The sequence below is a fragment of the Sphaerisporangium sp. TRM90804 genome (assembly GCF_029846175.1).
Classification (GTDB): Bacteria; Actinomycetota; Actinomycetes; order Streptosporangiales; family Streptosporangiaceae; genus Sphaerisporangium.
Genome location: NZ_JARWAC010000023.1, coordinates 99947 through 125764, shown reverse-complemented (window position 1 = coordinate 125764; position 25818 = coordinate 99947). Strand labels below are relative to the sequence as shown.

General features: G+C 67.8%; 17 protein-coding genes. 9 read left to right on the top strand and 8 right to left on the bottom strand.

Annotated features, from left to right (window positions below):
• The first annotated feature begins 84 nt into the window (after positions 1-84).
• The 3 genes from PYR91_RS27425 to PYR91_RS27415 all read left to right on the top strand — a co-directional run bounded on the left by PYR91_RS27425 (position 85) and on the right by PYR91_RS27415 (position 3568).
• Positions 85-558, top strand: a complete 474-nt coding sequence (locus tag PYR91_RS27425; protein WP_279784285.1) for a hypothetical protein — start codon at positions 85-87, stop codon at positions 556-558.
• Between the two features lie 92 nt (positions 559-650).
• Complete coding sequence (gene lysS / locus PYR91_RS27420; RefSeq protein ID WP_279784283.1) at positions 651-2378, top strand: lysine--tRNA ligase; 1728 nt, start codon at positions 651-653, stop codon at positions 2376-2378.
• 383 nt (positions 2379-2761) lie between these two features.
• Positions 2762-3568, top strand: a complete 807-nt coding sequence (locus PYR91_RS27415; protein WP_279784281.1) for an SAM-dependent methyltransferase — start codon at positions 2762-2764, stop codon at positions 3566-3568.
• A 338-nt stretch (positions 3569-3906) separates the two neighbouring features.
• Here PYR91_RS27415 and PYR91_RS27410 read toward each other — a convergent pair whose 3' ends face one another.
• The gene (locus PYR91_RS27410; RefSeq protein ID WP_279784279.1) at positions 3907-4485 is read right to left on the bottom strand and encodes a dihydrofolate reductase family protein; all 579 of its coding nucleotides are present in this window, start codon (positions 4483-4485) and stop codon (positions 3907-3909) included.
• A gap of 107 nt (positions 4486-4592) precedes the next feature.
• On the opposite strand from PYR91_RS27410, the gene PYR91_RS27405 reads away from it, so the two are divergent.
• Entirely contained in the window at positions 4593-5090 is a 498-nt protein-coding gene (locus tag PYR91_RS27405; RefSeq protein WP_279784277.1) for a helix-turn-helix domain-containing protein, read from the top strand.
• 43 nt (positions 5091-5133) lie between these two features.
• Here the strand turns inward: PYR91_RS27405 and PYR91_RS27400 are convergent, their stop codons facing one another.
• From PYR91_RS27400 to PYR91_RS27385, 4 genes are all read right to left on the bottom strand, one after another.
• The gene (locus PYR91_RS27400; RefSeq protein ID WP_279784275.1) at positions 5134-6663 is read right to left on the bottom strand and encodes a carboxylesterase family protein; all 1530 of its coding nucleotides are present in this window, start codon (positions 6661-6663) and stop codon (positions 5134-5136) included.
• A 185-nt stretch (positions 6664-6848) separates the two neighbouring features.
• On the bottom strand, positions 6849-7424 hold the full coding sequence (locus tag PYR91_RS27395) for a hypothetical protein (protein ID WP_279784273.1): 576 nt from the start codon (positions 7422-7424) through the stop codon (positions 6849-6851).
• 1124 nt (positions 7425-8548) lie between these two features.
• Positions 8549-15727, bottom strand: coding sequence for a polymorphic toxin-type HINT domain-containing protein (locus tag PYR91_RS27390; RefSeq protein WP_279784271.1), 7179 nt, complete (start codon positions 15725-15727; stop codon positions 8549-8551).
• Between the two features lie 381 nt (positions 15728-16108).
• Complete coding sequence (locus PYR91_RS27385; RefSeq protein ID WP_279784269.1) at positions 16109-16963, bottom strand: TIGR03619 family F420-dependent LLM class oxidoreductase; 855 nt, start codon at positions 16961-16963, stop codon at positions 16109-16111.
• A gap of 412 nt (positions 16964-17375) precedes the next feature.
• Here PYR91_RS27385 and PYR91_RS27380 point away from each other — a divergent pair, with 412 nt between their 5' ends.
• Complete coding sequence (locus PYR91_RS27380) at positions 17376-18029, top strand: DUF433 domain-containing protein (RefSeq protein WP_279784267.1); 654 nt, start codon at positions 17376-17378, stop codon at positions 18027-18029.
• Positions 18010-18456 (top strand): hypothetical protein, encoded by a 447-nt coding sequence (locus tag PYR91_RS27375; protein WP_279784265.1) that lies wholly within the window; start codon positions 18010-18012, stop codon positions 18454-18456. Before PYR91_RS27380 ends, PYR91_RS27375 begins: the two co-directional genes overlap by 20 nt.
• Positions 18457-18459: 3 nt before the next feature.
• Here PYR91_RS27375 and PYR91_RS27370 read toward each other — a convergent pair whose 3' ends face one another.
• Positions 18460-19158 (bottom strand): pentapeptide repeat-containing protein, encoded by a 699-nt coding sequence (locus PYR91_RS27370; protein ID WP_279784263.1) that lies wholly within the window; start codon positions 19156-19158, stop codon positions 18460-18462.
• A gap of 212 nt (positions 19159-19370) precedes the next feature.
• Entirely contained in the window at positions 19371-19805 is a 435-nt protein-coding gene (locus PYR91_RS27365; protein ID WP_279784261.1) for a nuclear transport factor 2 family protein, read from the bottom strand.
• A 415-nt stretch (positions 19806-20220) separates the two neighbouring features.
• Here PYR91_RS27365 and PYR91_RS27360 point away from each other — a divergent pair, with 415 nt between their 5' ends.
• From PYR91_RS27360 to PYR91_RS27350, 3 genes are all read left to right on the top strand, one after another.
• The gene (locus PYR91_RS27360) at positions 20221-20694 is read left to right on the top strand and encodes a carboxymuconolactone decarboxylase family protein (RefSeq protein WP_279784259.1); all 474 of its coding nucleotides are present in this window, start codon (positions 20221-20223) and stop codon (positions 20692-20694) included.
• 437 nt (positions 20695-21131) lie between these two features.
• A complete protein-coding gene (locus tag PYR91_RS27355) occupies positions 21132-22106 on the top strand; it encodes an EamA family transporter (protein WP_279784258.1) in 975 nt (324 codons plus the stop codon).
• Positions 22107-22139: 33 nt separating this feature from the next.
• A complete protein-coding gene (locus PYR91_RS27350) occupies positions 22140-23078 on the top strand; it encodes a MerR family transcriptional regulator (protein WP_279784256.1) in 939 nt (312 codons plus the stop codon).
• A 6-nt stretch (positions 23079-23084) separates the two neighbouring features.
• Here PYR91_RS27350 and rph read toward each other — a convergent pair whose 3' ends face one another.
• Positions 23085-25682: a rifamycin-inactivating phosphotransferase gene (gene rph / locus PYR91_RS27345; RefSeq protein WP_279784254.1), complete on the bottom strand. Its 2598-nt coding sequence runs from the start codon at positions 25680-25682 to the stop codon at positions 23085-23087.
• Between the last annotated feature and the right edge of the window lie 136 nt (positions 25683-25818).

The following is a 25818-nucleotide window of genomic DNA, read 5'->3' as shown; positions in this document are numbered from 1 at the left end:
CCCCGGCCAGGCACCGGGAGAGCGGCCCGGCGTGCGATGCTGGCGCCGTCCTGCCCGCGCCCCGCCGCCGAGGAGCCGATGAGCGTGAACCCCTTGCCCCAGCCCGCACGCGCCATCGCAGAGGCCGCCACCGACGCCGTCGCCGCCGCCGGCGCCCGCGAGCCCGAGGCGTTCGAGCGGGCGGCCGCGCGGCTCGCCGCGCTGGACCACGAGCAGACCGGCCTCGTCCTTGGCGCCGTCGTCACCCTGCTGCTCCAGGACCAGTACCCCAGCGGCCCGGCCGCGGACGACGTCCAGGCGCTGGTCGCCCGCTGCGCGCGGTCGGCGGCGGCGTGGTTCCCCGGCGTCGACCCGCACGTGCTGGTGATGCTGGTGGCCGGCGCCCTCGGTCTGCACCAGCCGGACGGCGACCCCTTCCCGCTCGACGGCGTCACCGTCGCCCACCACGGCCCCCTGCTCGTCGCCGACCTGCTCGCCGCCTCGGGCCACCCCCTGTCCGCGCTCCTGGACGCCGCCTTCGCCGACATCCGGCTCACCCAGACGTCCGACACGCCCTAGAAGCCGGGCCGGCGGGCGGCCGGGTGCGCCGGTCACTGTCACAGTCCGGGAGAATGGGGTCGTCACACTGTCGAGGAAGGACGTACCCCATCGTGGCTACGAGTGCCGAGGCCGACTGGGTCTCACGATTCGCCGACGAGGTCATCGCCGAGGCGGAGCGTCGCGCCCCCGGCAAAACGATCGTCTGCGCGTCGGGCCTCAGCCCCTCGGGCCCGATCCACCTCGGCAACCTGCGCGAGGTCATGACGCCCCACCTGGTCGCCGACGAGATCAGGCGCCGGGGTCACGACGTCGTCCACATCATCTCCTGGGACGACTACGACCGCTTCCGCAAGGTCCCGGCGGGCGTCGACTCCTCCTGGTCGGAGCACATCGGCAAGCCGCTGACGTCCGTGCCCGCGCCGCCCGGCAGCGAGTACCCCAACTGGGCCGAGCACTTCAAGGCCCCCATGATCGCCGCGCTGGCCGAGCTGGGCATCGAGTTCCACGGCATCAGCCAGACCTCGCAGTACACCTCCGGCGTCTACCGCGAGCAGATCTTGCTCGCGATGCGCGAGCGCGAGCGCATCGACGCGATCCTCGACCGCTACCGCACCAAGGAAAAGCCCGCTCCGGCCAAGAAGCAGCAGAAGGGCGCGCTCGACGAGGCCGAGGCGGCCGCCGCCGAGGCCGCGGCCGAGGGGTCCGGCGCGGCCGGGGAGGACGACGGCAAGGTCGCCGCGGGCTACTTCCCGTACAAGCCGTACTGCTCGGTGTGCGAGCGCGACACCACCACGGTCACCGGGTACGACGACGAGACCACCGAGCTGTCGTTCACCTGCGCCTGCGGGCACGCCGAGACCGTCCGGCTGTCGGAGCACAACCGCGGCAAGCTGGTGTGGAAGGTCGACTGGCCCATGCGCTGGGCCTTCGAGGGCGTGGTCTTCGAGCCCTCCGGGGTCGACCACAGCTCGCCGGGGTCGTCGTTCGTCGTCGGCGGGCAGATCATCCGGGAGGTCTTCGAGGCCGAGCAGCCGATCGGGCCGATGTACGCCTTCGTCGGCATCAGCGGCATGGCCAAGATGAGCAGCTCCAAGGGCGCCGTGCCGACCCCGGCCGATGCCCTGCAGATCATGGAGGCCCCGCTGCTGCGCTGGCTGTACGCCCGGCGCCGGCCGAACCAGTCGTTCAAGATCGCCTTCGACCAGGAGATCCAGCGGCTGTACGACGAGTGGGACTCCCTGGAGCGCAAGATCGCCGAGGGCGCCGCGCTGCCCGCCGACGTGGCCGCGTACACCCGGGCGGTCGGCACCGCCGCGGGCCCGCTGCCCGTGACGCCGAGGCCGCTGCCGTACCGCACGCTGGCGTCGATCGTCGACATCACCACCGGGCACGAGGAGCAGACCCTGCGCATCCTGCGCGATCTGGACCCCGAGCACCCGATCACCTACCTCGACGAGACCCGCCCGAGGCTCGACCGGGCGGCACACTGGGTCACCACGCAGGTCCCGGCCGAGCAGCGCACCCGCGTGCGCGACGAGCCCGACACCACGCTGCTGGCGTCTTTGGACGACCGTCGGCGGGAGTCGCTGCGGCTGCTGCTCGACGGCCTCGACGACCACTGGTCGCTCGACGGCCTGACGACTCTGGTGTACGGCGTGCCGAAGATCCAGGCGGGCCTGGCGCCCGACACCAAGCCGACTCCCGAGCTGAAGGTCGCGCAGCGCGAGTTCTTCGCCCTGCTCTACGAGCTCCTGGTCGGCCGCGACACCGGCCCGCGCCTGCCCACCCTGCTGCTGGCCGCCGGCGCACCCCGCGTCCGCACCCTGCTCGGCGGCTGACCTCGCCCCCCACGGGCGCCCGGCCGGCGACTCTCCGTCCGGGCGCCCTGAGCGGCGTCCCAGCCGGGTCACCCGGCACCCGGCCGCCCCGGGCGCCCTGAGCGGCGATCTCCATCCGGACCGCCCGGCGCCAGGCCGACCGAGGCGCCCTGAGCCGCGATCTCCATCCGCGCCTGCCCTGCCGGCGGCCCCCGTCCCGGACCGGCGGGCATCCGCTCCCGCCGGTCATCGCCCACTCACAACCGGGGACGCTCAACCCGTTGGCGTTCGTCCAGATAGGCACCCTCCGTCACTCTGTGTCCCTTAATGCGGGAACAAGATCTGCGATGGGGCACAGAGGCCCTACGATGCTGGATGTACTACTTCAGCGGGCGAGGAGTGGCGTGGGCGAGTTCGAGGTGCCGGCCGGTGTTGATCCGTACACGCCGAGCGTGGCGCGCATGTACGACTACTACCTGGGCGGCAAGGACAACTTCGCCGCCGACCGCGAGGCGGCCGAGAAGATCATCGAGCTGCTGCCGAACGTCCGCGAGATCGCCCGCGAGAACCGCGAGTTCCTGATCAGGGCCGTCACCTACCTGTGCGAGCAGGGCGTCCGCCAGTTCCTCGACGTCGGCGCAGGACTGCCGACCCAGCGCAACGTGCACCAGGTGGCCCAGGACCTCGCCCCGGAGTCCCGCGTGGTCTACGTGGACAACGACCCCATCGTGATGACGCACGCGCGGGCCCTGCTGGCCGAGAACGCCCGCGTCATCGCCGTCGCCGCCGACATGCGCGACACCCAGGCCCTGCTCGACCGTGCCGAGATCCACGAGCACCTGGACTTCTCCGAGCCGGTGGCCGTCCTCCTGCTCGGCGTCCTGCACTTCATCCCGGACGACGACGAGGCCCTGAAGATCGTCACAGCCCTCCGGGCCCCGCTCGTCCCCGGCAGCCACCTGGCCGTCTCGCACGGCTCCATCGACACCGTCGACAAGGACCGCGACCGCAAGGGCCAGCAGATCTTCAGCCGCACCTCCGTCCCCGGCACCACGTCCCGAAACCCCGCCCAGCTCGCCGCCTTCCTGGATGGCCTGGAGATCGCCGACCCCGGCATCGTCTCCCTGAGCGAGTGGCGCCCCGAAATCAACCTCGCCCTCCCCACCCCCGGCGGCGTAGGCGCCATAGGCGCCGTCGCCCGCGTCATCTGACACCCCACCCACCGAACCAACCGCCCACCCAGCGGCACCCATCGGCCTAACCGCCCACCCGGCTCCATCCACCGGATGAACCACTCACCGTCCCCCGGACCGGAGTCTTCGGCACTGCCTTCCTAAGAGCGACCCCCACGCGGCCCGCCCCCCACCACCGCGCAAGACCCCGCCGCTCCTCCCCTCAGGCACGCTGGCGCCCCTCCCCCCGGCTCACGCCACCCCCGCCAACACGGCGACGATACGGCGGGGGCTTGTACGGCGAACCCGGCGCCGCCGTACGGCGCTCCACCGACGCGCGCCCCAGGCCAGGTTCCGGAGACTCATGGAGTGCTGCTCTACACCGTCATGCGCGCGGTGTCCTTGACGCCGTAACGCAGGTAGAGCACGCCGTTGCCGAAGCGCCGCTCGTCCAGCAGTTCGAGGTCGACGCGCACGTCGTCGGGGAAGAACCGGTTGCCGCCGCCGACGATCGCCGGCCCGACGAAGAGCTGGTACTCGTCGACGAGCCCGGCCCTGATCGCCTGTGCCGCCAGGTGAGGCCCGTCCACGCTGATGTCGAGGTCGGCCTCGGCCTTCAGCTTCAGCACCGCATCGGGGTCGAACGCCCGCTCGATCCGAGTCCGCTCGCTGGCCGCCTCGTTCAGCGTGGTGGAGTAGACGACCTTGTCGGCGGCCTGCCAGATCCGCGCGCACTCCAGCATGAACGGCGGCTGGTCCGGGACCGTGTGCGCGGTCTCCCAGTAGACCATCGTCTCGTACATCCGGCGGCCGTACAGGTACGTGCCGAACGAACGCATGTGCTCGTTCATGAACGTGTGCGACTCCTCCTCGGGAGCCCCCCAGCCGAAGTCGCCGTTCGCGTCGCTCACGTAGCCGTCGAGTGACGTGATCATCGAGTAGATCAGCTTTCCCATGGCGGGCTCCTCACATCCGGACGACTGCTTGCATTTCGCAAGCGGTTTCCCAACCTAGGCTAGACTGCTTGCGATACGCAACCAGTCCGCGGAGGAAGAGGATGCCGATGACCGACGCGCATCGCTCCGGATGTCCGATCAACCTGTCCCTTGAGGTCTTCGGCGACAAGTGGAGCCTGTTGATCCTCCGCGACATGATCTTCGGCGGGCTACGGCACTTCCGTGAGCTGCAGAACGGCTCCCGAGAGGGCATCGCGTCCAACATCCTGGCCAGCCGCCTGAGACACCTGGTCGACCTCCGCATGCTCACGAAGCGCTCCGACCCCGGCCACAAGCAGAAGACCATCTACAGCCTGACCGAGGCGTCCATTCAACTCGTGCCCGTGATGGCCGCCCTCGGCACGTGGGGCCGTCGCTGGCTGCCGGTCACCGAGGACCTTGCCATCCGGGCGCGACTCCTGGAAGAAGGCGGCCAGGAACTCTGGGACCGCTTCATGGCCGAACTCCGCGAGGAACACCTCGGCATCCCCGCCGCCCCGCCCCCCGACGGCAAGACCGTACGCGCTCGCCTGCACGAGGCCTACCTGGCCACACTCACCGCCTGAACGTCCCCACCCTGGGCAAAGCCCTTCCGGCCTGAGTAACCGTCTACCGCGCGAGCAGCGGGAGCGCCGGGAAGGTGTGGTCCCGCCACAGCGACCGCGAGGCCTCTTCCGGGTAGGCGGTGACCGTCGACGGCGTGTCGAAGAGCTGCGCGAGGCGGTGGCCGGCGTCGTACGGGGGCCAGCCCGGGTCGCCGTGCGCGGCGAACGCCGTCCACGCGCCGCGGATCCGCGCGGACAGCTCCCGGGCCCCCGGGGAGGGCGGGTCGCCGATCAGCGCCGCGGTCTGTCCGCTGCTCAGGTTGCCGAAGACGAGCGGCACGTCAAGGCCGTGGCAGGCGCCGAGGGCGCCGCCCAGCCCCGGGGCGGGCCAGGTCAGTTCGTACAGGTGGGCCTGCCCGCCGCCGGCGATCTGCGCGTCGGCGAGGTGCAGGCTCGGCATGCGGAACAGCCAGTCCCCGTTGACCAGCTCGTACAGCTCCTCGTCGGCCGCGGCCGGGAACGTCTCACGGTACCGGCGTGCGCCGTCGGGGCCGGGGGCGAGCGTGCGCAGGGCGGTCTCGGTCTGCTCGTGCGTGACCTGGCCCAGCACGCCGTCGATCAGGCTGAACAACCGGTGCTCGTCACGAGTGTGCCCGACGAGAAGCGGGACGTCCCGGGCGGCGCCGTCGGCCAGCGCCCGCCAAGGGGTCGCCGGCAGGACGTCGCCGTCGACGACCGGCGCGAACGGGATCGGCCGGTGGGTGATCTGCCCCCAGCGTTCCCACCCCTGCGCCATCTTGGCGAAGAGCGCGTCGCCCGCGGCGGGCAGCCGGCCCGGGGCCACCGCCGACAGGCCTGCCACCGTGGGCTGCGCTCCCAGCTCGGCGGCGCAGGCGGCGGTGATGTCGGCGGCCAGCTCGGGTGAGAAGAACGTCCCCGGCACGCTCTGCGCGACCGCCCGGCGGAAGAGCCCGGCGGCGCGCGGCATGGCGAGCAGCGCGGCGACCGATCCGCCGCCCGCCGACTGGCCGAAGACGGTGACCCGGTCCGGGTCGCCGCCGAACCCGGCGATGTTGTCCCGCACCCACCGCAGGGCCGCGACCTGGTCGAGCAGCCCTCGGTTGGCCGGGGCTCCGCCGATCTGCGCGAACCCCTCGATGCCGAGACGGTAGTTGAGGGTCACGACCACGGTTCCGCTCCCGGCCAGGTGCCCCGCGTCGTACTCCGGGCGGCTGGAGTCGCCCACGGCGTAACCGCCGCCGGGGATCCACACCATCACCGGCAACCCTGCCGCCGCACCCGGTTCCGGCGTCCAGACGTTGACCGTCAACCAGTCGACCCCGGTGGCGTCTTGGGACCCCCCGAGCACCCCGGACTGCGGAGGCGGCGGCCCGAACGCGACCGCCGGCCGCACACCGTCCCACCCGCGCACGGGCTGCGGCGCGGCGAACCGAAGCGCGCCCACCGGCGGCTCGGCGAACGGAATGCCACGAAAGACCGCCAGCCCCGCCTCCCACCCCCCGCGCAGCACCCCGGCCACCGTACGAACTTCCGGCCCGGAATCGGACGACCTGCTGGATGCGGTGACGGCCACTGTGACGTTTCCTCTCCGTTCCGGCCGAGCATCCCAGGGCACACCAGCGGCGAGCAAAGCATTTAGGAGCAGCCCGCATGAGACTGACTGAACCACAGAAATGACCTTGAGTGCTTCAATGCCGCCTCGGCCGTCCTCCGCACCCGTTCACCGAAGATCGCACCAGTCTCTGGGGCTCATCGCCATCAGCCGCACTCCTTGGCCCTACGCGCCTCCGCCCGCTTCACAACGCGATCCTCCCACTGGCTCTTGGTGAAGGGCTCGAAGGATGCCATGGCCTCGTATGAGTCACCCAGCGCCCTCGCCAACGCCTCGATCGCCACTCGACGGTTGACATCGTCATCGAACGAGGTCGCCTCATCGATAAGACTATTGAGCAGTTCACAGTCGGTGATCTTCCTCAGCAACTCCCCCGCAGCCGATACAGCGACCCCCTTGACATCATCATCGGAGTCCCAGTCCACCCCCTTCACGAACAAGCGCAGTTCATGGAGGTACTGCTCGCCTTTGCCCCAGAACGCGCAGAGAGTCTGCAACGCCAATCGGGCGACAGTGGGATCCTCGCGGTGCCACAAGAACCCGGGGACCAATCTTTCATAAGACTGCGCCCGAGAACGCGCGATGACGTAAAGCAGTCGATAGACCTCGTCTGGCGGAGGAGTCGTGCTCAACACCTCCGCCACGCGCCTTATCTCCCCATCCTTCAACGTGCCGTCCTTGGCTTTCTCGACAAGCACGTCAACATCAACTTCCGGGGTCATCTTCTCCCTCTATAGCCTTGCCCGCAGATCAACCCGCACGGTCGCCGTCACTTCCCCGACGGCGCCCTTACCAGCATCGACCCCGCGGACATCGCCACCCTGGCCCTGCGCGAACAAGCCCGCACCGGCCAGACCTAGACCCTCACCGGCCCCCCTCCCCATCTCCCCCCGAGCCCGCGCCAGGCGATAGAAGACGCCCTCGGCACCCCCATCCGCTTCATCGAGCAATCCCCCGCCGAGGCCCGCGAACAAATGCTGCACTTCATGCCCGAGTCAGTAACAGACGCCGCGCTCCCCATCCTCGGTTCCCCCACGCCAACCGAACAGCACCCAACCCCCGACGCCCACCAAATCCTCGGCCGGCCTCCGCGCCCATTCACCGAATGGACGAAGCAGAATGCCGCCGCCTTCAGATGACCGTCCAGCAAACCATAGAAGCCGTTCATTCGTCCCCCTGCTAGCGGCGCGTCAACCTCCGCCATGACGGCCACCCCGACCAAGGGCTCCCCGCGCGCGAACGCCGCATCGACCTCGAGGGTCATCACATCAGAGCAACTCGGTCGCGTCTTCCCAGCCCATGCCGATTTCGTACACCCTCATGGATCGGGCTCGTCTGGTCAGACACATGACTTCCTGGCATTCCTCAGCCCTGCGTATCTTTGCATCTTCTCGCGGATGCCTCTATGCGCTCGCGCAGTTGAGAAAATCTTAGCCCCTCCTCGCGAAGAGCAGCACCCATACGCCCAGCGGCTGGTCACGTGGTCGAGCACGACACGCACCGGTCAGGTGATGTGAAATCAAGTCTCCAGATAAGGATAGCGACGCGTCATCTCTGTACGGAGACGGCCCATCTCATCCACCATATGTGACTGACCGGTATGGTGAGCTGCCTCGGTCAAACTGTCAATTCTCTTCATTATCGCGTGAAGCACTCTAGGACGCTGCGAGTCATCCAACTGGTTCTCCGGCCACAGACCTCCAATGGCTAGGGCCTCACTAAGCGACTCACGATCCAACGGCGTGGCGCTCGACTTTGCTATGGGGGCAAGGAGCTCCTCGAAAGTTGTACTCCTTAGAAATACTTCCCCATCATCCCAGGCTATCAACGAAGACATATGGTCCCTTCAATTGATAATCTTAGCGTCATCGAGGACGATCAGACGATTCTGCACTTTACGAGGCAGAGTTGATATGTACTTCATAACTTCTCGTATCTGCCCTTTGGTAAATCCAGTCAGGTCAACCACGGCGTAGTCCGACTTTAAGGCATGGCGCCTAATCTGTGCAAGAAAATTGCCTTTCTGTCGTGACCAGTGTGCGGACGCCTGAGGGGCGCCCATCGCATCAAACTTGCCGCTCTTGCCGATGAAGTCACCATCAGGCAGGTTGACTCCAACAAGGTTTTCCTCCGGAAATATCTTTTGGAGTCGACTCAGCGTAGCTTGCTCCGCGGCATTCAAGCACCCACTGTTGTGAACGAGAACGACCTCAGATCCGACAGAGACATGGTACGTGTGGTAGTCCTCGATCGTCAGGTTGTACACCTGTTGCGCAACCTGCCGGTCTACCGAGATACCAACGATCTGCAGGGTGTCCCCGCCCGATGTCTGAAGCCGCATGCCCACTCGTAAGTCCGACGCATTGAACCAACGGCTGGCACCATCGACCCAGAAGGGGTGTTCACTCGTAGCGACCACCTCTCCCAAGCGGCTTCCTGTGGGACCGTCGATGTCAACCGTGATCCGGACAAGATCCTTGTATCCGCCGCTAGTTACCAGCCCAACCACGAACTTCGCCGATGTGTCGCCCGTATCTGGATTGGTGGCGACAACTTTTTCGCCAACCTGAACTAGTTCGATGGCTTTTCGTGTTCCGTCGCCCATTAGGACACCGGTGCCAGGGATGAAGCTACTGCAACCAATCCACCCAAGAGTTTTCGCCGAGCTCTTGAACACCGAACCCAGGTACTTCAGTGCCCGAGAACCCGGACCTCCTATTCCGTCTTGCAACATCGAAAGACAGGACGCGGCATTCCCGTCATGGCAGGCCATCGCATCTCCGGCGAAGATCTCTACGGCCTTATACAAGGCCGTCCGCTTCACCTTACTTTCCAGAATCTCGTCGACCTGATCATTCGTCAGGCCAAGAAGCTGACGCATGGTGCCGCACACGTTTATCTTGCCTGCAGAGGGAGGAGCACAGTCACGGATGAAGTCTTTGATCAGCCTCACTTCACCGGCGGCGCGCCACATTTGCTGACAAGTACTCTTGCCGTAAAGCTTCGTACATTTTCTACGGCTTTCATCCTGCAAACAGGCATTGTAGTCAGCGTCTTTATTACTACAGTGCGACAACCCGGTGGGATCGGAAAAACCGACGGGGTTGTTGCCAGCATACGCATATGGGTTCGCCCACTGCGGGCGACGAGTATCGAGCAAGGGATCAGTCGAGATAAATTTGCCGATGGCAGCATCATAGTATCGGGCGGAGAGATAGGTCAGTCCGGTGTTGTCGTCTTGGACTTTTCCGAGGAATCCACGCTCGGTGAAAGGAAGATCGTGGACACCACGACGCGCACCAAACGGCAGGTAACGTTCACGACCTACCTCGCCTGTGACGTCGTCTATACTCATCTGCATACTGCCGTGCAAGCCCGAGAACAACCATTTAACGCCAGTGGACCGGCCGATACGCATGGCGACGACAGCGCCATCAGCGGTGGTGTAGTAACGCTTGGCTGTAAGCACTCCCTCTGAGGACTCGATCTCCATTGAGCCGAGATAGAGGGTAGATTTCCCTTCAGGGTCCCGACGAATAAGCCGTTCACCATCGGCGTCATACACCATCGAGGTGTCCTTGCCAGCCACTGTGACCTTGGAAACTTGACTAAGCTCGTTCCAATGGACCGTTGCCGTCTTGCCAGCGGTAGTGCGCTCCGTCTGCTGCCCAGAGGCGTCATAGGCGTACCCGTCGACATTTCCATCTGGGCGAGTTATCGAACTGACCGCGTTTGGACGTACAGCAGAGGGGCCGGGTGACGGATAGTGATAGGTGGAGGTCTCATCATTCTCCGTCAGAGCTGTGATGTTCCCTACCGCGTCGTAGGAATACTGTTGCTTGTAAGGATCTACACCCAGACCATCTGCCTCCGATGAACAGGAAGTTCCGGTCGTCGTCCAGGCGGCAGAGAGCCGCCGCAGTTTGTCATAGCTAAAGCATTCCGACTGGCCGGACGAACTTCCGGCGATAGTGGACTGCGCGTCTAATATACGTGTTATTTGGCCGACGGCGTCGTAACTATATCTGTCATCTTGCACAAGGCGCGAAGTGGAGTCGGCGTGGGCCGTAGTGGTCAACTTGACCAGCCATCCAGTTGCATCGTCCCATGTGAAGTCGCGCTGGACCTGCCCCTTAGATCCGTACGACCGCCCGGCCATCCGTCCGATCGACGTGTACGTAGTGTCCTTAACGTAAGTGAACTCCCCACCGAAATCTGATGTCAGGGATTTGGCCAGTCCTAGCTCTGTGAAGGTTGAACGAATCTGCTCAGCAGGCAACCCTCCGACAGCTGGCATCCCAACCTCGGAAGTCATGCCAGCGGAGTCGTATGTCGTTGTGAAAGTATATGCACCGGCGAGAGCCCCCTCAGAGGCAGGGATCTTCAAAGTAGAGCCGGTTGGGCGCCCCATGGTGTCGTACCCGATCACCTCGTCCACATAGGCATTGCCATCCAGGTAGCGAATCGAGGAGGTCACCTTGCCTATCGCACGGGTGTCGTAAACGTACTCGGTGAGCTTTGTTCCCGTGTTGGGCTCTCCGGCCCATTGAGCGGTCTTTCGCCCTAGGTCGTCGTAGGAATACGAGACTTTCTGGCCCTTCGCATCCATCGTCCACGCAAGTAAGCCTGCGGAGTCGTAGTGGTCTTGACTTTGCCCAGAGTCTGGGTCGTGCGTCGTCAACCGGTGACCCTGCAGATCATAAGTGTAACTTCGCCGATTGCCATTGGCGTCACGCATTTGGATCAGCTGACCACCGGGGTCAAAAGCGTATGTCGTGTCATAATGTGTGTCCTCGTTGACCCACTCCTCAACCTTCGTGACACGGTCTTTGGTGTCAATGTGGCTCACAGTCTTTCCACCGACAGACGGAACGACCTCATATCGGTCGCCGAAAAATTTGGTGGTGGTTCGCCGCAGCTCGTCGTTGCCAGCGTTTTCAATCTCGGCTATTTTGCGCCCAGCGCCGTCATACAGAGATTTAGTCCACTGTGGTAGCCCGGCCGGGGTCGGATTGACTAGACCACTTCCTGCGTTGGCGGTGTTGAAGAAGGGCCGGGAGCTTACTTGCGCGAAGCCTCGGGCTTCGTACGAGGTGACATTCACAATCCGCCCACCCACCGGCGAAGTGGACTGCTGCTCACGGGTCCGCCCGAAGCCGTCAACATACGTATGCTGGCTTACCCACTGAGCTGTACTGCCTGAACCCGACTGCAGGGTACTCGTTGTAGTGCGGGCAGGCCCAGACGGTTGGCCGAGTCCTCCATTGAAGGTGATGTGGTAGGCGACGGTGGCCGCCGGCGTCTCCCCGCTCTTGGGTTTCTCCGGATTCCACAGTTTCACCGTCCGACCGAGTGAGTCGTAATCGATTGCGACATCACCCCTGTTTGCGTTACGCACAGCTACACTTTTTCCATGCGCCGCCGAGGTCCAAGTCGTGGTGGTGTGCCCAAGCGGGTTTGTCGACACTACGCCATTGGCGGGATATCCAATTGCTGGACTATAAGCTGTGGTGGAGACCTTACCGCGAGTGTCCGTGACCGAGACAGCCCGACCGTAAAGGTCGTATGTCGAGTGCGCCGCGCTTGCATCAGCCTCACTTGCATAGCTTCGTGTGGTAGTCGGATTGCCGGTAGTCGGCGCATTCGATGGAACGGTAGCGCCGTCATACAGCGTGATCGCCCTCGCTAGCAGGATGCCGGTAGTGCAGGCGTCGCCGGCTCGGCGTTCGACTGTGGCGGGGTAGTTGAGGAGCCACTTTGTGGTGTTTCTGGCGTATGTGGTGGTGGTGCAGGTGTTGTCGTCGGCCTTGCCGGTTTCGCCGTAGTCGTTGACCTTGGTGGGGAGGCCGTACCCGTCGTACGTGGTGCGCTGGTCGGTGTAGCGGAAGCCGGTGGTTACGGCCTCTCGGGTGACCTGGCGGGTGGCGTTGATGAGCAGGGGTTCGTAGATGCCTGGGCCGTCACCGGTGGACTGGGTGGCGTACTCGTGACGTGTGGAGCCGACCTCTACGTAGCCGCCTAGTGCAGGACCGCCGTTGCCGGGGGGTGTGGTGGGGGTCGGGTCGGGAGGCTGAGAGCCTGTGGGGGTGGGGGTCGGCGTGGGGTCGGCGCAGATGCCGAGGTCGGCCCAGGAGGAGTCGACGCCGGGTTCGGCGCCGATGCCCATGTTGAGGTTCTTGCCTTCCCAGTGGTGGTCGCGCCAGGTGACCCGGCTGCCGCGGCCGTACAGCTGGGTTCTGCTCCAGGTGGGATAGGTGCAGCGCAGCGCTTGCCTGGTCAGTTTCTTGGCCACCGTTCCGGCGAGCACCCCGATCGCCCCGGCGACCTTCGCGCCGCTGGGAATCGCAAGCGCCTGTGCGCTCTGTCCGTCCTGGCCGCCTGCGGCGGAGGTTACCGCCCCCTGTGCGGTGAGGGTGGTGGCGCGCCAGGTCTGTTCCTGCAGGGTTCGGCCGACCAGGACGCGGCGGTCGGGGTAGGTGTTGCCGTCGAAGTCGGTGATGGTGGTCTGCTTCGTGGTGCCGTTGGCGCGCGGGTCGTCGTACATGCCGCGGTAGAAGGCGGTGGTGGAGACGCTGTAGTCGTCAGGGCTCGTGCCCTCGCCCTTGATGGTGCGGACGGTCTGGTAGCCGCGGAACTCGTCCCAGTCCTCGGTCAGGGTCTTGCAGTAGCCGGTGACCGGCGGGGTGCACAGAACTCCGTTGTTGGTGGTGGCCCGCATGTAGTTGAAGGCCCGCGCCCACGCCGGGGTGCCCAGGTACTGGTACCAGGTGGGCACGTCCGGGGAGCCGCCGACCAGATCCTTGTCGACGGCCTTGGTGACGAGCCACTTCATGTAGACGGCCCGGGTGGTGCGGGGGATGCCGCTGCTGTCGTAGTACGTCCCGAGCGTGGCCAGGTAGCAGTCGCGGACGTTGGCGTCCCAGCCCGTGATCGGGTAGCCGGACGGGTACGGGCAGGGATTGGCCTGGCCGTAGGAGACGTCGGTGCGGCCGCCCAGGCCGTTGTAGACCGAGATGACGCGGGGGAATTGCAGGCGCGCCTTGCCCTGGGAACTGTTGTAGTCCGCTCGGTTGTCCAGCAGCGCGGCCTCGAAGTCGACCGGGGGCAGCGGGATGTCGGGGCCGTCACCGGCGAGGCCGACCGGGCGCAGGGTGTCCAGCCACAGCACCGGGCCGGTTGGGGACAGCGGCGGGACGATGTTGGTGTAGACCCACTTGTAGCCGGCTTCCAGCCGGTACACCTCGTCCCAGCCGTTGGTGCTCGGGTTGTGCACCGAGGTGACGACGGTGTTGAGCCGTTTGGTGATGTAGAACGCCGGGCCGGGGATGTCACACGCCGTGATCACGTCCGAAGGGCCGGACGGGCAGTTCAGGTCGGTCGGGGTGTCGTTGTCCCATGGCACGCCGGACGCGGGCGGGGTGCCGCGGTCAACGGCGTTGAACGTCACCCTGGCGGTGTGCGCCGAGCCGGTCACCCGGGTGTTGCGGCCGTACGCGACCTGGCTGAGGTAGCCGCCCCGGTCGTAGGGGACGCGGAACGCGCGGCCGTCTCCCAGCGGGCCCGGCTGGCACAGCGCGCCGACGACCTTGCAGTACCAGTTCTCCTCGCGGGCGAAGGTGTAGTCGACCACGTTGCCGTTGGGGTCGATCTCCTGGTCCATGTTCCACCGCCACGGGGCGTTGCACAGCCCCGGCGTACCGCTGGTGGAGTACTGGGCACGGCACGGCTCGCCCGGATCGTCGCCCACGTGAGCCGTCTGCCACATCGAGTCGCGGCGGTACCCGAACCGGTACACCGTGCCGTCTGTCGTCGTGACGACCCAGAACGACTGGCTCGTCTGACTGGAGGTGAGCAGCTCGATCCGCCAGCCGAAGTCCTCGACGGTCTTCCAGCCACCGGACGTCTTGTCCTTGACGATCGGCGACGACTTGCCGTCCAGGGACAGCACCAGGTGAGAGGTGGTGTAGTCGGTGGTCGCCGCGTCGCCGTCGTTCTCGTCGGGCGACTCCCAGCACAGGTGCTTCCAGTTGCGCTGGTCGGTGTTCTTGTTCGTCTCGGCGACGTCGTCTGAGCAGTTGCGGAACCGGCGCTCGATGAACCCGCTGGAGACCTCCCAGCCCATGCCGGCCACGGACGCCTGGTTGTTGGTGTAGTTGGTCAAGCCGTCGATCGCCGAAGAGGAGTACGACAGCGCCAGGCTGGGCGCCTCGCCGGCGACCGGGGGCGGCACCGGGATGGGGTAGGAGTAGGAGAAGCCGCCGCCCGAAAGGCCGACCTGCCAGGAGCCGGCCGCCTTCAGATCGGTCGCGGCGAAGTTGCCCGTCGACGAGTCGGGATTGTCCGCTGCTGCCGCCGAGGCCACCACGTAGACGTTTCCGTCCGTCTGGGACGCGCCCGGCGCCGCCTCTACATCCGCGACCAGCCGCCGTCCGGCCAGGTCGTTCCGCACGGGGATCATTCGTGCCCTCTCCGCGGCCTTCGCGCAGGCGGAGTCGGGACGGGCAGCCAGTACGCAGGCGGGCATCTGCACCAGGCCCAGGCGCGCGGCGTATCCGCCCGGATGGGCGTTGGCGAACCCGGCGTAGTCGACGCTCACCCGCACCCGCCCGGTGCCGGTCACGCCGTTGGCGCGCGTGACGCGCACGCCTGTCGCCACCCCGCCCAGACGTTTAGCCGTGTCGGCCCCCAGCGTCTCCACGCGAACCTTGCCCGGTGAGCCGGTGCCGGGCACCTTTCCCACCGCCAAGGGGACGTCGGGCACCTTGGTGAGGCTCTCTCCCAACGTCACCTCGGCCGATCCGGCCTTCGGCCACACCGGTTCGCCGGAACGCTCCATTGCGGGAGGCGCGTCCTCCACTCCCCGCACATCGGCGACCTTCTTGATCGGCTGCCCCTCCACCGACTGCTCCTGGGAAGCATCCGGAGAGGATGGCGACACCAGGTCGGTCACAACGCCGATGCTGGACACCAGCAAGGCGATGGAAAGGAACACGAACAGCCAGATTTGAGCACGCTGAAAGCGCACGCCATTCCTCCGGAAAGCCCCGTCGACTAGCGGCGCCGCGCCCCTGCGGACCGCATAAAGCACACATAAAAGTGATCAAACGCGGCAATCATGATCGGGCTGACGGGGGCTGTCAACGCGCTTTTCGTCTCCGCGACACCACTCAGCGTTACTCGTAGCCGATAGCGGCAGTTCAGGACGCCGCTCGCCCCCAAGAAAACGCGGTGTGAACTCATTAGGGCTGATACCAAATCATCGGTGAGGAGTGATTCGGACGTCGGCGGCTTGGCTGCCGACCGTTCTTGTGGGGGTGGGCGCAAGTCACGGGCTCCGGGCCACCGGCAGCGTGGACGAGTCCAGGTACGGGGTCCCACGTGCTGGCGGGAGTATCAGGCGGGATGGTCAGACGAGGGCGAAGCGGTCGGCGAGGGCGGAGAGTTCGTCGTGTTGTCGGGCTGGGTGGGGGGTGGTGGGGGTGACGACGAGGCGGGTTACGCCTTGGGCGGCGTGTGCTTCTGCTTGCGCGGGGGTCAGGTCGGTGGAGGCCCAGCGGGTGTATTGCAGGGCTTGGGTGGTGCGGCCCGCTTCGGCGGCGGTTGTTTGGGCGAGGTTCCATTGCAGGGCGCGTTCGGTGGGGTCCAGTGCGCCGCCGGGGAAGTAGCCGTCGCCTCGGCGGCCGGCGCGGCGGGCCGCGGCGCGGCTGGAGCCGCCGATGTGGATCGGCAAATGGGTGGCCTCGTAGGGCTTGGGGTACTGGCACAGGTCGGTGAAGGCGAAGAACTCACCCGCGAAGCTGACGCCGTCTTCGCCGCCCGCCCACAGGAGCCGCATCACGTCGATGGCCTCGTCGGCGCGGCGGCCTCGGGTGGCGAAGTCGACTCCCATCGCCTGGGCCTCGCCGGGCAGGGTGCCGAGACCTACCGTCAGCAGCCGCATCCGGCCCTTGGACAGGACGTCGATGGTCGCCAGGCGCTTGGCCAGGACCACCGGGTGGTGGTACGGCAACAGCAGGACGCCCGTTCCCAGCAGGAGGGTGCTCGTCGCCGCGGCGACGAAGCTCAGGCAGTCGAGCGGGTCGGCGTACGGCAGGGACGGCGGCATCTCGTAGGCGCCGAACATCGCACCGGGGTACAGGGCGATGTGCTCGGGCACGTACAGCGCCTCGAAGCCGCACGCCTCCGCGTGCCGGGCATAAGCGATGATCCTGTCGGGGTCGACACCGTGATAGGCGGTGTTGTAGCTGACGGCGAACTTCATCGTCGTTCCTTCGCTCGGCCGGGTCGGCGGCCGAAGGCGATGAACTGGCGTCGCCCACCACGCGTCCGCCCTGCCTGACCTCGGCCGTCGCGCCACGCTAGAACGTTGACGCCAACGTGAAGGCAACAGACAGGCACCGGGCGGCGGTCACGAAACGCTCTCGGAGTATCAGAGCCCGCAGGTTCAGCGAAACGTCCAGCTTGGAACGGGCGTTCGCCCAGTGACGGCATGCCACTCGGGCGAACCCTTGGCCTATCTCCCGCCTCCACCGTCCAACGAACACACCGAGTGCTGACTTGGCCTGTTCCGGTCACGCAAACCGACCCGCGCACGCGACGAGGCCACGAAGATCGTCAATATGTTTGCGATGATGACCAGGGAACTGGTGCGAGACGGGCGAGGAGGTGCCGCGGTGTCCTACAGCCCACCGCTGGCCGCCGCGCTGTCGGGCGCCACGCTTCGCCAACTCGCTCACTGGCGGAAGGCGAGTTCGAGCCGCGGGGCCGTCCTCGTGCCAGAGGTCTCCGTGGTGCGACCCGTCCTGTACTCGTTCAGAGATGTGGTGGCGCTTCGCACCTGCGTGCGGCTTCGCAACGACGCCTCGTTGCAGAAGATTCGCCGGGCTCTCGACACGCTCCGCGGCGATCTGCGTGAACGCGAGCACCTGTCGGCTTACCGGCTGGTCGCCGATGGCAGCAGCATCTACCTCGTGGAGCCCGACCAGGCGACCGACCTTGTCACCCGTAAGGCGAATGTCGTCATCCACGAGATGATCGACGTCCTGCGCCCGTTCTACCGCGACGGCCGGCACATTCCCGATCTTCTCCAGCCCCGCGAGCACGTGAGCGTGGATCCCGCCGTCCGCGGTGGAGTCCCGGTCATTGAGGGGACGCGGGTGCCCTACGACGAGGTGGCAGCGTTGCTCCGCGACGGCGTGCCCGCCGAGCGGGTCTCCGACTACTACCCGAACGTCACCGCGTCGGCCGCGATGGACGCGGCCGACTTCGCCGCCTACGTCGACAGTTACGACCCTTCCCGGGAACCACGTGCGGCTGCTGCTGGATGAGAATGTGCCCAGCCCGCTCCATCGGGCGCTCACCGCTTTCATCCTGAGCCACGAAATCGTCCATCTGCTCGATCTGCCACAGTGGTCTGGAACCCGTGACGAGCAGCTCTATCCCCGCGCGGCGGCTGAGGGATTGCATGTGGTGCTGACCAATGACGGCCGACAGATGCAGCGCCCACGCGAGGTCGCCGCCATCAGAGCCGCCGGACTACACCGAATCGAGTACCCCCACAAGCACGCCGGACTGGCGGGTATGGGCGTCGCCATCGCGACGGTCCTCGCGGGACTCCCCGGTGCGCTGGAGGTACTGGAGGACGCGGACGGCCAGCGGTTGATCACCCTGAGGGGAGTCGACCCGACTCCAGCTAGCCGGTTACGCGTCATCGACCCCGCGGTCACCCCACCCAAATGGTGGTTTACCTCGTGAAAGTCAGATGACCGTCAAGCCTCGGTCGGCGAGGAGGGCGGCGGCTTGGGCGGGGCTGATTATGGCCCCTGCCAGGGTGCGGAGTTGGGTGTCGTCGATTGTGCCCAGGTCGGCGCCTCGGAGGTCGGTCTTGGTGAACTTGGTGTCCAGGAGGCGGGCGCCTCTGAGCCTGCATTCGGTGAGGACGGCGCCGGCGAAGTCGCAGGCCGCGAGGTTGGCCTCGTCGAAGCGGATGTTGTCGAGGGTCTGCTTGCGGAAGGTGCAGCCGGAGACGTCGGCCATGGTGAGGTTGCAGCTCGTCAGGGTGAAGGGGGTGCCGCGCGAGTCGGACAGGGTGGCGCCGATCATGCGGCAGCCGGTGAAGGCGACGTCGGTGAGCAGGGCGTGGCCGAAGCGGGCGGCGGAGAGGTCGACGTTGGTGAAGGTGGCATCGGTGAGCTCGGCGCCGATGAACTTGATGTCGGAGCCGCCGCCGCCGGTGAAGCGGGCGCCGTCGAGATCGGCGCCGCGGAAGTCGGCTCCGTCGAGCACGCAGCCGTCGAAGGCGTAGCCCACCAGGTCGGCGTCTCGCAGATCGGCCCGCGACAGGTCGCAGTCTTTGAAGGTGTACGGCTCTGCGGCGAGGACGTCGGTCAACGGGGTCTCCGAGAGGTCGAGGCCCTCGATGTTCCGCTCGTCGCGCAGCAGCTCCGTGTAGTTCATGCCGAGCAGTCAAGCAGGTCCCTCCGACAACGTGACGCAGGGCGGATGGTTCGGCGAGGGTGGGGCCGTGCATGAAGATTCAGGGCCTGACCGCCCCGGTCGCCCGGCCGCGACGCGGCGGTTTCAAGCGCGAGTACGCGGCCGGGTCAGCGACGATTCAAGCGTTAGTACGCGGCCGGGTCAGCGGCGGCCCGTGAGGACCGGCCGATCGGTCATACCGTCGCGAGCAGGGCCATCGCCGTGGGGTTCTGGTATTCGCGCCACAGGGTGACGCGGCCGTTCTCTACTCGCACCACCACCGCGAAGGGGGCGGCGGCTCGCAGGCCGTCGGGTTCGCGGGTCGCCTCCAGTTCGTACTCGATGAACGCGACCTGCGGGTCTGCCGTCTCGTGGACGATCACGTCGCGTACGGCGGTGAAACGGATGCGCTTCAGGAGCGCCTCTCGTTGAGGGACGGCCCTCGCGGCGAACGCCTCGCGGCCCTCGATGTGCCGGGGGGCGCCGGGCGGGGCGAACGGGGTCTCGACCACGGCGTCGTCGGCGAGGAACGTCTCCAGCCCGGCCGATGTGCCCGCCAGCAGGTGGTCTCGGAATCGTTCGAAGGCCTCTCGCGGCCCGGCCAGTGCCACTTCGTCTACTTCGCTCACCGTTGCACTCCTAAGATGAGTCAGCACTCATGATCTGTCGCTCAAAATATGAGTCGCCACTCATCTTGTCAATGTCACGAGGTACGCGGGGCCGCTCCGCGCCGACGGCGACGGCGACGGCCACGGCCGCAGCCGGGTCCGCGTCACCGCCGCCGTCGAGGCTTCGGGCCGCGCCGGGGCGGCGCCGCACGACGGCCCACAGGATGGGCCACACGACGATCACGGGCGTGAGTCGGGCCGGAGGTGGCCCGGACTATCGTGATGAGGAGGGGCGACGGCTCGGCGGATCCCAGATTCGCGGGCGGCCCGCCGCGAGTGCACGCGGGGAGACGCACCTCACATCCGTTCCTGTCACGTTCTGCCCGGCTGTTCGGTCAGAGAGGTGTAGCCACCGAACAAACCTAAGGAGAGCGCCATGGATGCTCGCATGAACCTTCACGGCACCGATGTCGCAGGCAAGGCCCTGAAGTACCTCGTCGCGGCGGGCAAGCCGCTCGCGGACTCAGCGCTGCCGGCCGCGACGCAGGAGCTGGTGAAGATCCGCGCCAGCCAGATCAACGGCTGCGGTTACTGCACCGACATGCACACCAAGGAGGCCGCGCACGCCGGGGAGACCTCGGTACGCCTCAACCTGATCGCCGCCTGGCGGGAGGCCACGGTCTTCACCGAGGCCGAGCGCGCCGCTCTGGAACTGGCGGAGCAGGGCACCCGCATCGCCGACGCGGCCGGCGGCGTCACGGACGACGCCTGGGCGAACGCCGCCAAGCACTACGACGAGGAGCAGCTCGGCGCTCTCGTGGCTCTCATCGCGTTCATCAACGCCTGGAACCGCCTCAGCGTCATCGTCCAGCGGCCCGCCGGCGACTACCAGGTCGGCCAGTACTCCTGAGGAGGAGCACGCCGCCACTCGGGCGTACTAGGGCGGACTCCGATATCCACCCACTCGGGCGTCTTGGGCGAACCCCGGCAACCGGCCATCCGAGCCTCCTGGGGCGAGCCCGATAACCAGCCACCCGGGTGTACTGGGGCCCTGATGACCCTCCACTCGGGCATCCTGGGGCGAGCCCGATAACGGGCCACTCGGGCCTTCTGGGTGAGCCCCTATATCCGGCCACTTGGGCCTCCTGGGGTGGGCCCCGATAAGTCGTCGTTCTTCTCGGCCTGCGGTGTTAGGTTCCACGGCATGCGTCTCAACGTCTCGCCGCCGCCCGCCCGCTAAGCGGGCGGCGCGCTCCACCTCCACGCCCCCGGGCACCGCCCGGGGGCGTGGCTTCGCTGTCCGCGAGTGCGAGTTCTCATCGGGACAGCGAGTCGTTGGAGACGAAGATGCTTCGTGTTGGTCCCCTGCCGTCCGGCAGGGCCGTGTTCCTCATCGCCGTGGCGGCGACCGCGTGGGGGACGGGCGGCGCGGTCGCCGCCGTGTTGTACTCCGCCAGTGGGCTCGACTCGTCGGCGGTGTCCTTCTGGCGCTTTGCCGGAGGCGCGCTGGCGCTCGGCGTGGCCTGGCCGCTGCTGCGCGGGCGGGGCGCGTCGTCGCTCGTCGAGCAGGTGCGGCGAGCGCCCATGCGGCTCGTCGCGACGGGGGCCGGGATGGCCCTCTACCAGACCGCGTACTTCGCGGCCGTGGGGTCGGCCGGGGTCGCGATCGCGACGGTGGTGACGCTCGGCTCCGGGCCGGTCCTCGTGGCGCTGGGCTCCCGGCTCTGGCTGGGCGAGCGCCTCGGCGGCCGAGGCGTCCTGGTCGTCGCCTCGGCACTGGCGGGGCTGGTGCTGATGGTGCTCGGCGGCGGGGCCGCCACCGGCCCGGCCGCTGGACGGCCGGGCGCGGGCGTCGCCCTGGCCGTGCTGTCGGCCGTGGCCTACGCGGCGACCACCCTGCTGACCAGGAGTGTCATGGGACGCGCACCGGCCACGCCGCTCACCCGGGGCGACCGCGCCCAGGGTGGCCAGGATGATCCTCTCGGCAGCGCCTTGGTCGGTTTCGTCGTGGGGACGTTGTGCCTGCTGCCGTTCGCGCTGGTGTCCGGGCTTCTCCCCGGGCGTGGCGATCCGGCTACGGTCGTCGCGATGCTGGCGTACCTGGGGCTGGTGCCGAGCGCGCTGGCGTACGGGCTGTTCTTCACGGGGCTACGGGCCGTCACGGCGACCACGGCCTCGGTCGTCGCGCTCGTGGAACCGCTCGCGGCGGCGGCGATCGCGGTGGGGTTCCTCGGCGAGCGGCTCACGGTGCCGGGCCTGCTCGGCGCGGTGGTGCTGCTGGCGGCGGTGCTCGTGCTCTCGGCCGGGCGGCGCGGGGCTTGAGTCTCCCCTGAGGGGAGGCGGGAGGGTGGGGGCATGGACGGGGACGGGCTCTACTCGATCGGGGAGCTGGCCGAGCGGACGGGGCTGACGGTGAAGGCCATCCGGTTCTACTCCGATCGCGGGATCGTGCCCCCGTCCGGCCGCAGCCCGGCCGGCTACCGCCTCTACGACGCCGACGCCCTCGCCCGCCTCGAACTGGTGCGGACGCTGCGCGACCTGGGACTCGACCTTTCCACGATCCGCAAGGTCGTGGAGCGGGAGATCTCGCTCGCCGACGTCGCCGCCGCCCACGCCGAGGCGCTGGCGGTGCAGATCAGGACCCTGCGCCTGCGGCGCGCGGTGCTGACGGCGGTCGCCGAGCGCGGGTCCACCCCGAAGGAGATCGATCTCATGCACAAGCTCGCCAAGCTCTCCGAGGACGAGCGCCGACGTCTGATCGGCGAGTTCCTCGACGCCGCCTTCGACGGCCTGGACGTCGACCACCGCTTCGCGGGCGCGAGGCGCACGATGACCCCCGAGCTGCCCGGCGACCCCGAGGCCGAACAGGTGCGGGCCTGGGTGGAGCTGGCCGAACTGTCCCAGGACCCCGGATTCCGCACCGGCATGCGCCGCATGGCCGAACATCACGCGGCCGACCGCTCCCAGAGCGGCACCACGACCGTGCAGCGGGACTCCACCGCGATGGTCCGCGAGCAGGCCGGCCCGGCAGTGGAGGCGGGCATCGCCCCGTCCTCCCCTGAGGCCGGCCTCGTCGTCGCCTCCGTGACGAGCCGATACGCGCACGCCCTGGGCCACCCGGACGACGACGCCCTCCGGCACCGCCTGCTGACCCGGCTGGAGGCCGCGAACGATCCCCGCAGAGAGCAGTACTCCCGCCTCCTTGCGGTGATCAACGGCTGGGCTCCGCCGGAGACCCTCACCCCGGTGCTCGACTGGTTCATCCAGGCCCTGCGCGCCCGCACGCCGGAGTAGCGCCGGTCAGGGCAGGATCTCGACGTACCCGTCGCTTCCGTGCACGCGGATCCGCCGCCCGTCGGGGATCAGCCGGGTGGCGTCGGCCACGCTGACGACGGCCGGCAGGCCGTACTCCCGTGCGATCACCGCGCCGTGGGTCATCAGTCCGCCGACCTCCGTGACCAGGCCCGCGACGGCGACGAACAGCGGCGTCCAGCTCGGGTCCGTGTGGGCCGTGACGAGGATGTCGCCCGGTTCGAGATCGGCCCTGGCCATGTCCAGGATGACGCGGGCGCGCCCTTCGACGGTCCCGGCGGAGACCGGCAGGCCGATCAGCGCGCCGGGCGGCACGTCGTCGCGCCGGTACGACCCGGTGAGGACCTCGCCGTCCGAGGTCAGCACCCGGGGCGCCGTGAGCGCCTGGTACGACCGGAACGCGTCCTTGCGGTGCTTGATCAGCTTGTCATCCACCTGGTTCGAGCGGACGACGTCGTGGAACTCCTGGAACGTGAGGTAGAAGACGTCGTCCCTGTCGAGGAGCACGCCGGCCCGCACGAGGCGCTCGGCCTCCTCCATCAGGGCCTGCTTGTAGACGAAGTAGCGGCTGATGATGCCGTACTTCGGGTACTCCCGGTAGCCGATGAAGGTGCGGACCTGGTCGATCATCCGCTTCGTCTCCCCGGCCTTCCGCTCCCCGTCCGGCAGCGCCCGCAGCCGCTCCAGCACCTCCCGCTCCTTGTTCAGCGCCTCTCGCCGTCCCTGCTCGAAGCGCCGCTCGGCGGCGCCCGGCTCGAAGTTCCTGACGTTGTCGAGGATGACCGGCACGAGCGTGGCGGGGCGTTCGCGCCAACGCGGCCTGGTGATGTCGATCTCGCCGACGCAGCGCATGCCGTACCGGTCGAGGTAGGACTCGATGGCGTCGCGCGCCTCGGGCCCGCCGGTGAACTTCGGCAGCTCGTCCAGGAAGCCGTCGTCCTCGACGCCCCGCAGGAACGCCACCACCTCCGGGTGCGGGCGGATCACGTCCGCGACGTCGAGCAGCGCCAGTCCCATCTCCGACGTGACGTTGCCGGGGGCGGACAGCGTGAGGGTGTCGGCGGCGTTCTTCTCGCCCAGCCACTCCCCCAGCCGGTCGTTGAGCCACCAGGTGGCATCCATCCCCGCCATGATCGCCCGCATGCTCGACGGATCGCCGAGGACCCGCTTGTGCTCCTGGAAGGCCTCCAGCAGGAAGTCGAACAGCGCCGGTCCGGTCTTGGTCGCGATGTCGCGCCGCAGGGCGTCGATGGACGCCCGGCTGCGCTCGATCAGCCCGGCGACGATGGCCGGATCGTTCTCGATCGGGGCGGGCGCGCCGCCGACCGGAGGCCCGGCGGGGCCGGCGTCCGGAAGCGTCGGGACGAAGCCTTCGCGGTCGAGCACGGTCTCCAGCGCGTCCCTGCTCAGCGGGTCGGACTTTCCCATCATCTCCAGGAAGGCGGCGCGGCTCGCGGGCGAGGCCAGGTGCCGGGTGACGTCGACGAACAGTCTCCCGCCGGCCTCGTGCATCGGCGCCATGGCGGTGAGCCGCCACATCGACAGCCCCAGTGGTCTCATGGGGTCGGTCATCATCTGCTGGTGACCGACGGAGAGGTAGACGTGGTTCTCCCCGTCGCCCGCCTCGGGGAGGGGGAACAGCGTGGTGATCGGCCGGCTCTGCACGATCTGGAAGTCATCGCCGGCCAGGCACCATTCGATGTCCTGCGGGCGGCCGAAGTGCGCCTCGATCCGCCGCCCGAGCCGTACGAGCCGCACGACCTGCTCGTGTGTCAGGGCCGGCCGCTCCTGTCGCTCCGGGTCGATCTCCACCTCCCGCGTCCCGCCGCCCGGGAGGGCGTGAAGGGCACGCTGTTTGGCGGCGACCGTCTCGGCGACGACCTCGCCGTCACGCACCTTGAAGACGTCCGGGTTCACCAGGCCGGAGACCAGGGCCTCACCGAGGCCGAAGCCGGCTTCCACGGTGGCGGACTTCCGGTCGCCCGTGACGGGGTCGGCCGTGAACAGGATGCCGGCCGCGTCCGGGAGGACCATCCGCTGGACGACCACGGCCATGTGGACCTGCCGGTGGTCGAAGCCGTTGCGCAGGCGGTAGGTCACGGCCCGCTCGGTGAACAGCGACGCCCAGCACCGGCTCACGTGCTGGAGGATCGCCGCCGGCCCCAAAACGTTCAGGTACGTGTCCTGCTGGCCCGCGAAGGAGGCCGTCGGCATGTCCTCGGCGGTCGCGCTGGACCGCACGGCGTAGGCGGCTTGCTCACCACCGAGCCGGGCGAGCTCTCGGGTGATCGCCGCCGCCGGCTCGCTCGGGATGGCCGTCCCTTCGATGGCCCCGCGGACCTCCGCGCTGAGCGTGCGGATCGCCTCCCGGTCGTCCGGGTTCAGGCGCGACAGCCGATCGAGCCGATCATCGATCGACGGCGCCTCCGCCAAGATCCGCCGGAACGCGGCCGTCGTCACGCAGAACCCGGCCGGCACGCGGACGCCTTCGATCCGTGACAGCGCGCCCAGGTGCGCGGCCTTGCCGCCCACGCCCGCGACCCGCGTCTCGTCAACCTCCTGAAGATCCAGTACGTACTGTTCCATCGCCGGCACACCCACGTCGCGCCCCCCATTACCTCGTCGGTGCTGTGTCCGGCCGCCGATTCTGCGGCACGACCCGGGTCTTGCCGCAAGCCCCCCCGTGCGCTATACGTTGAAAGTGGCGAGGAGTGCTATCTCC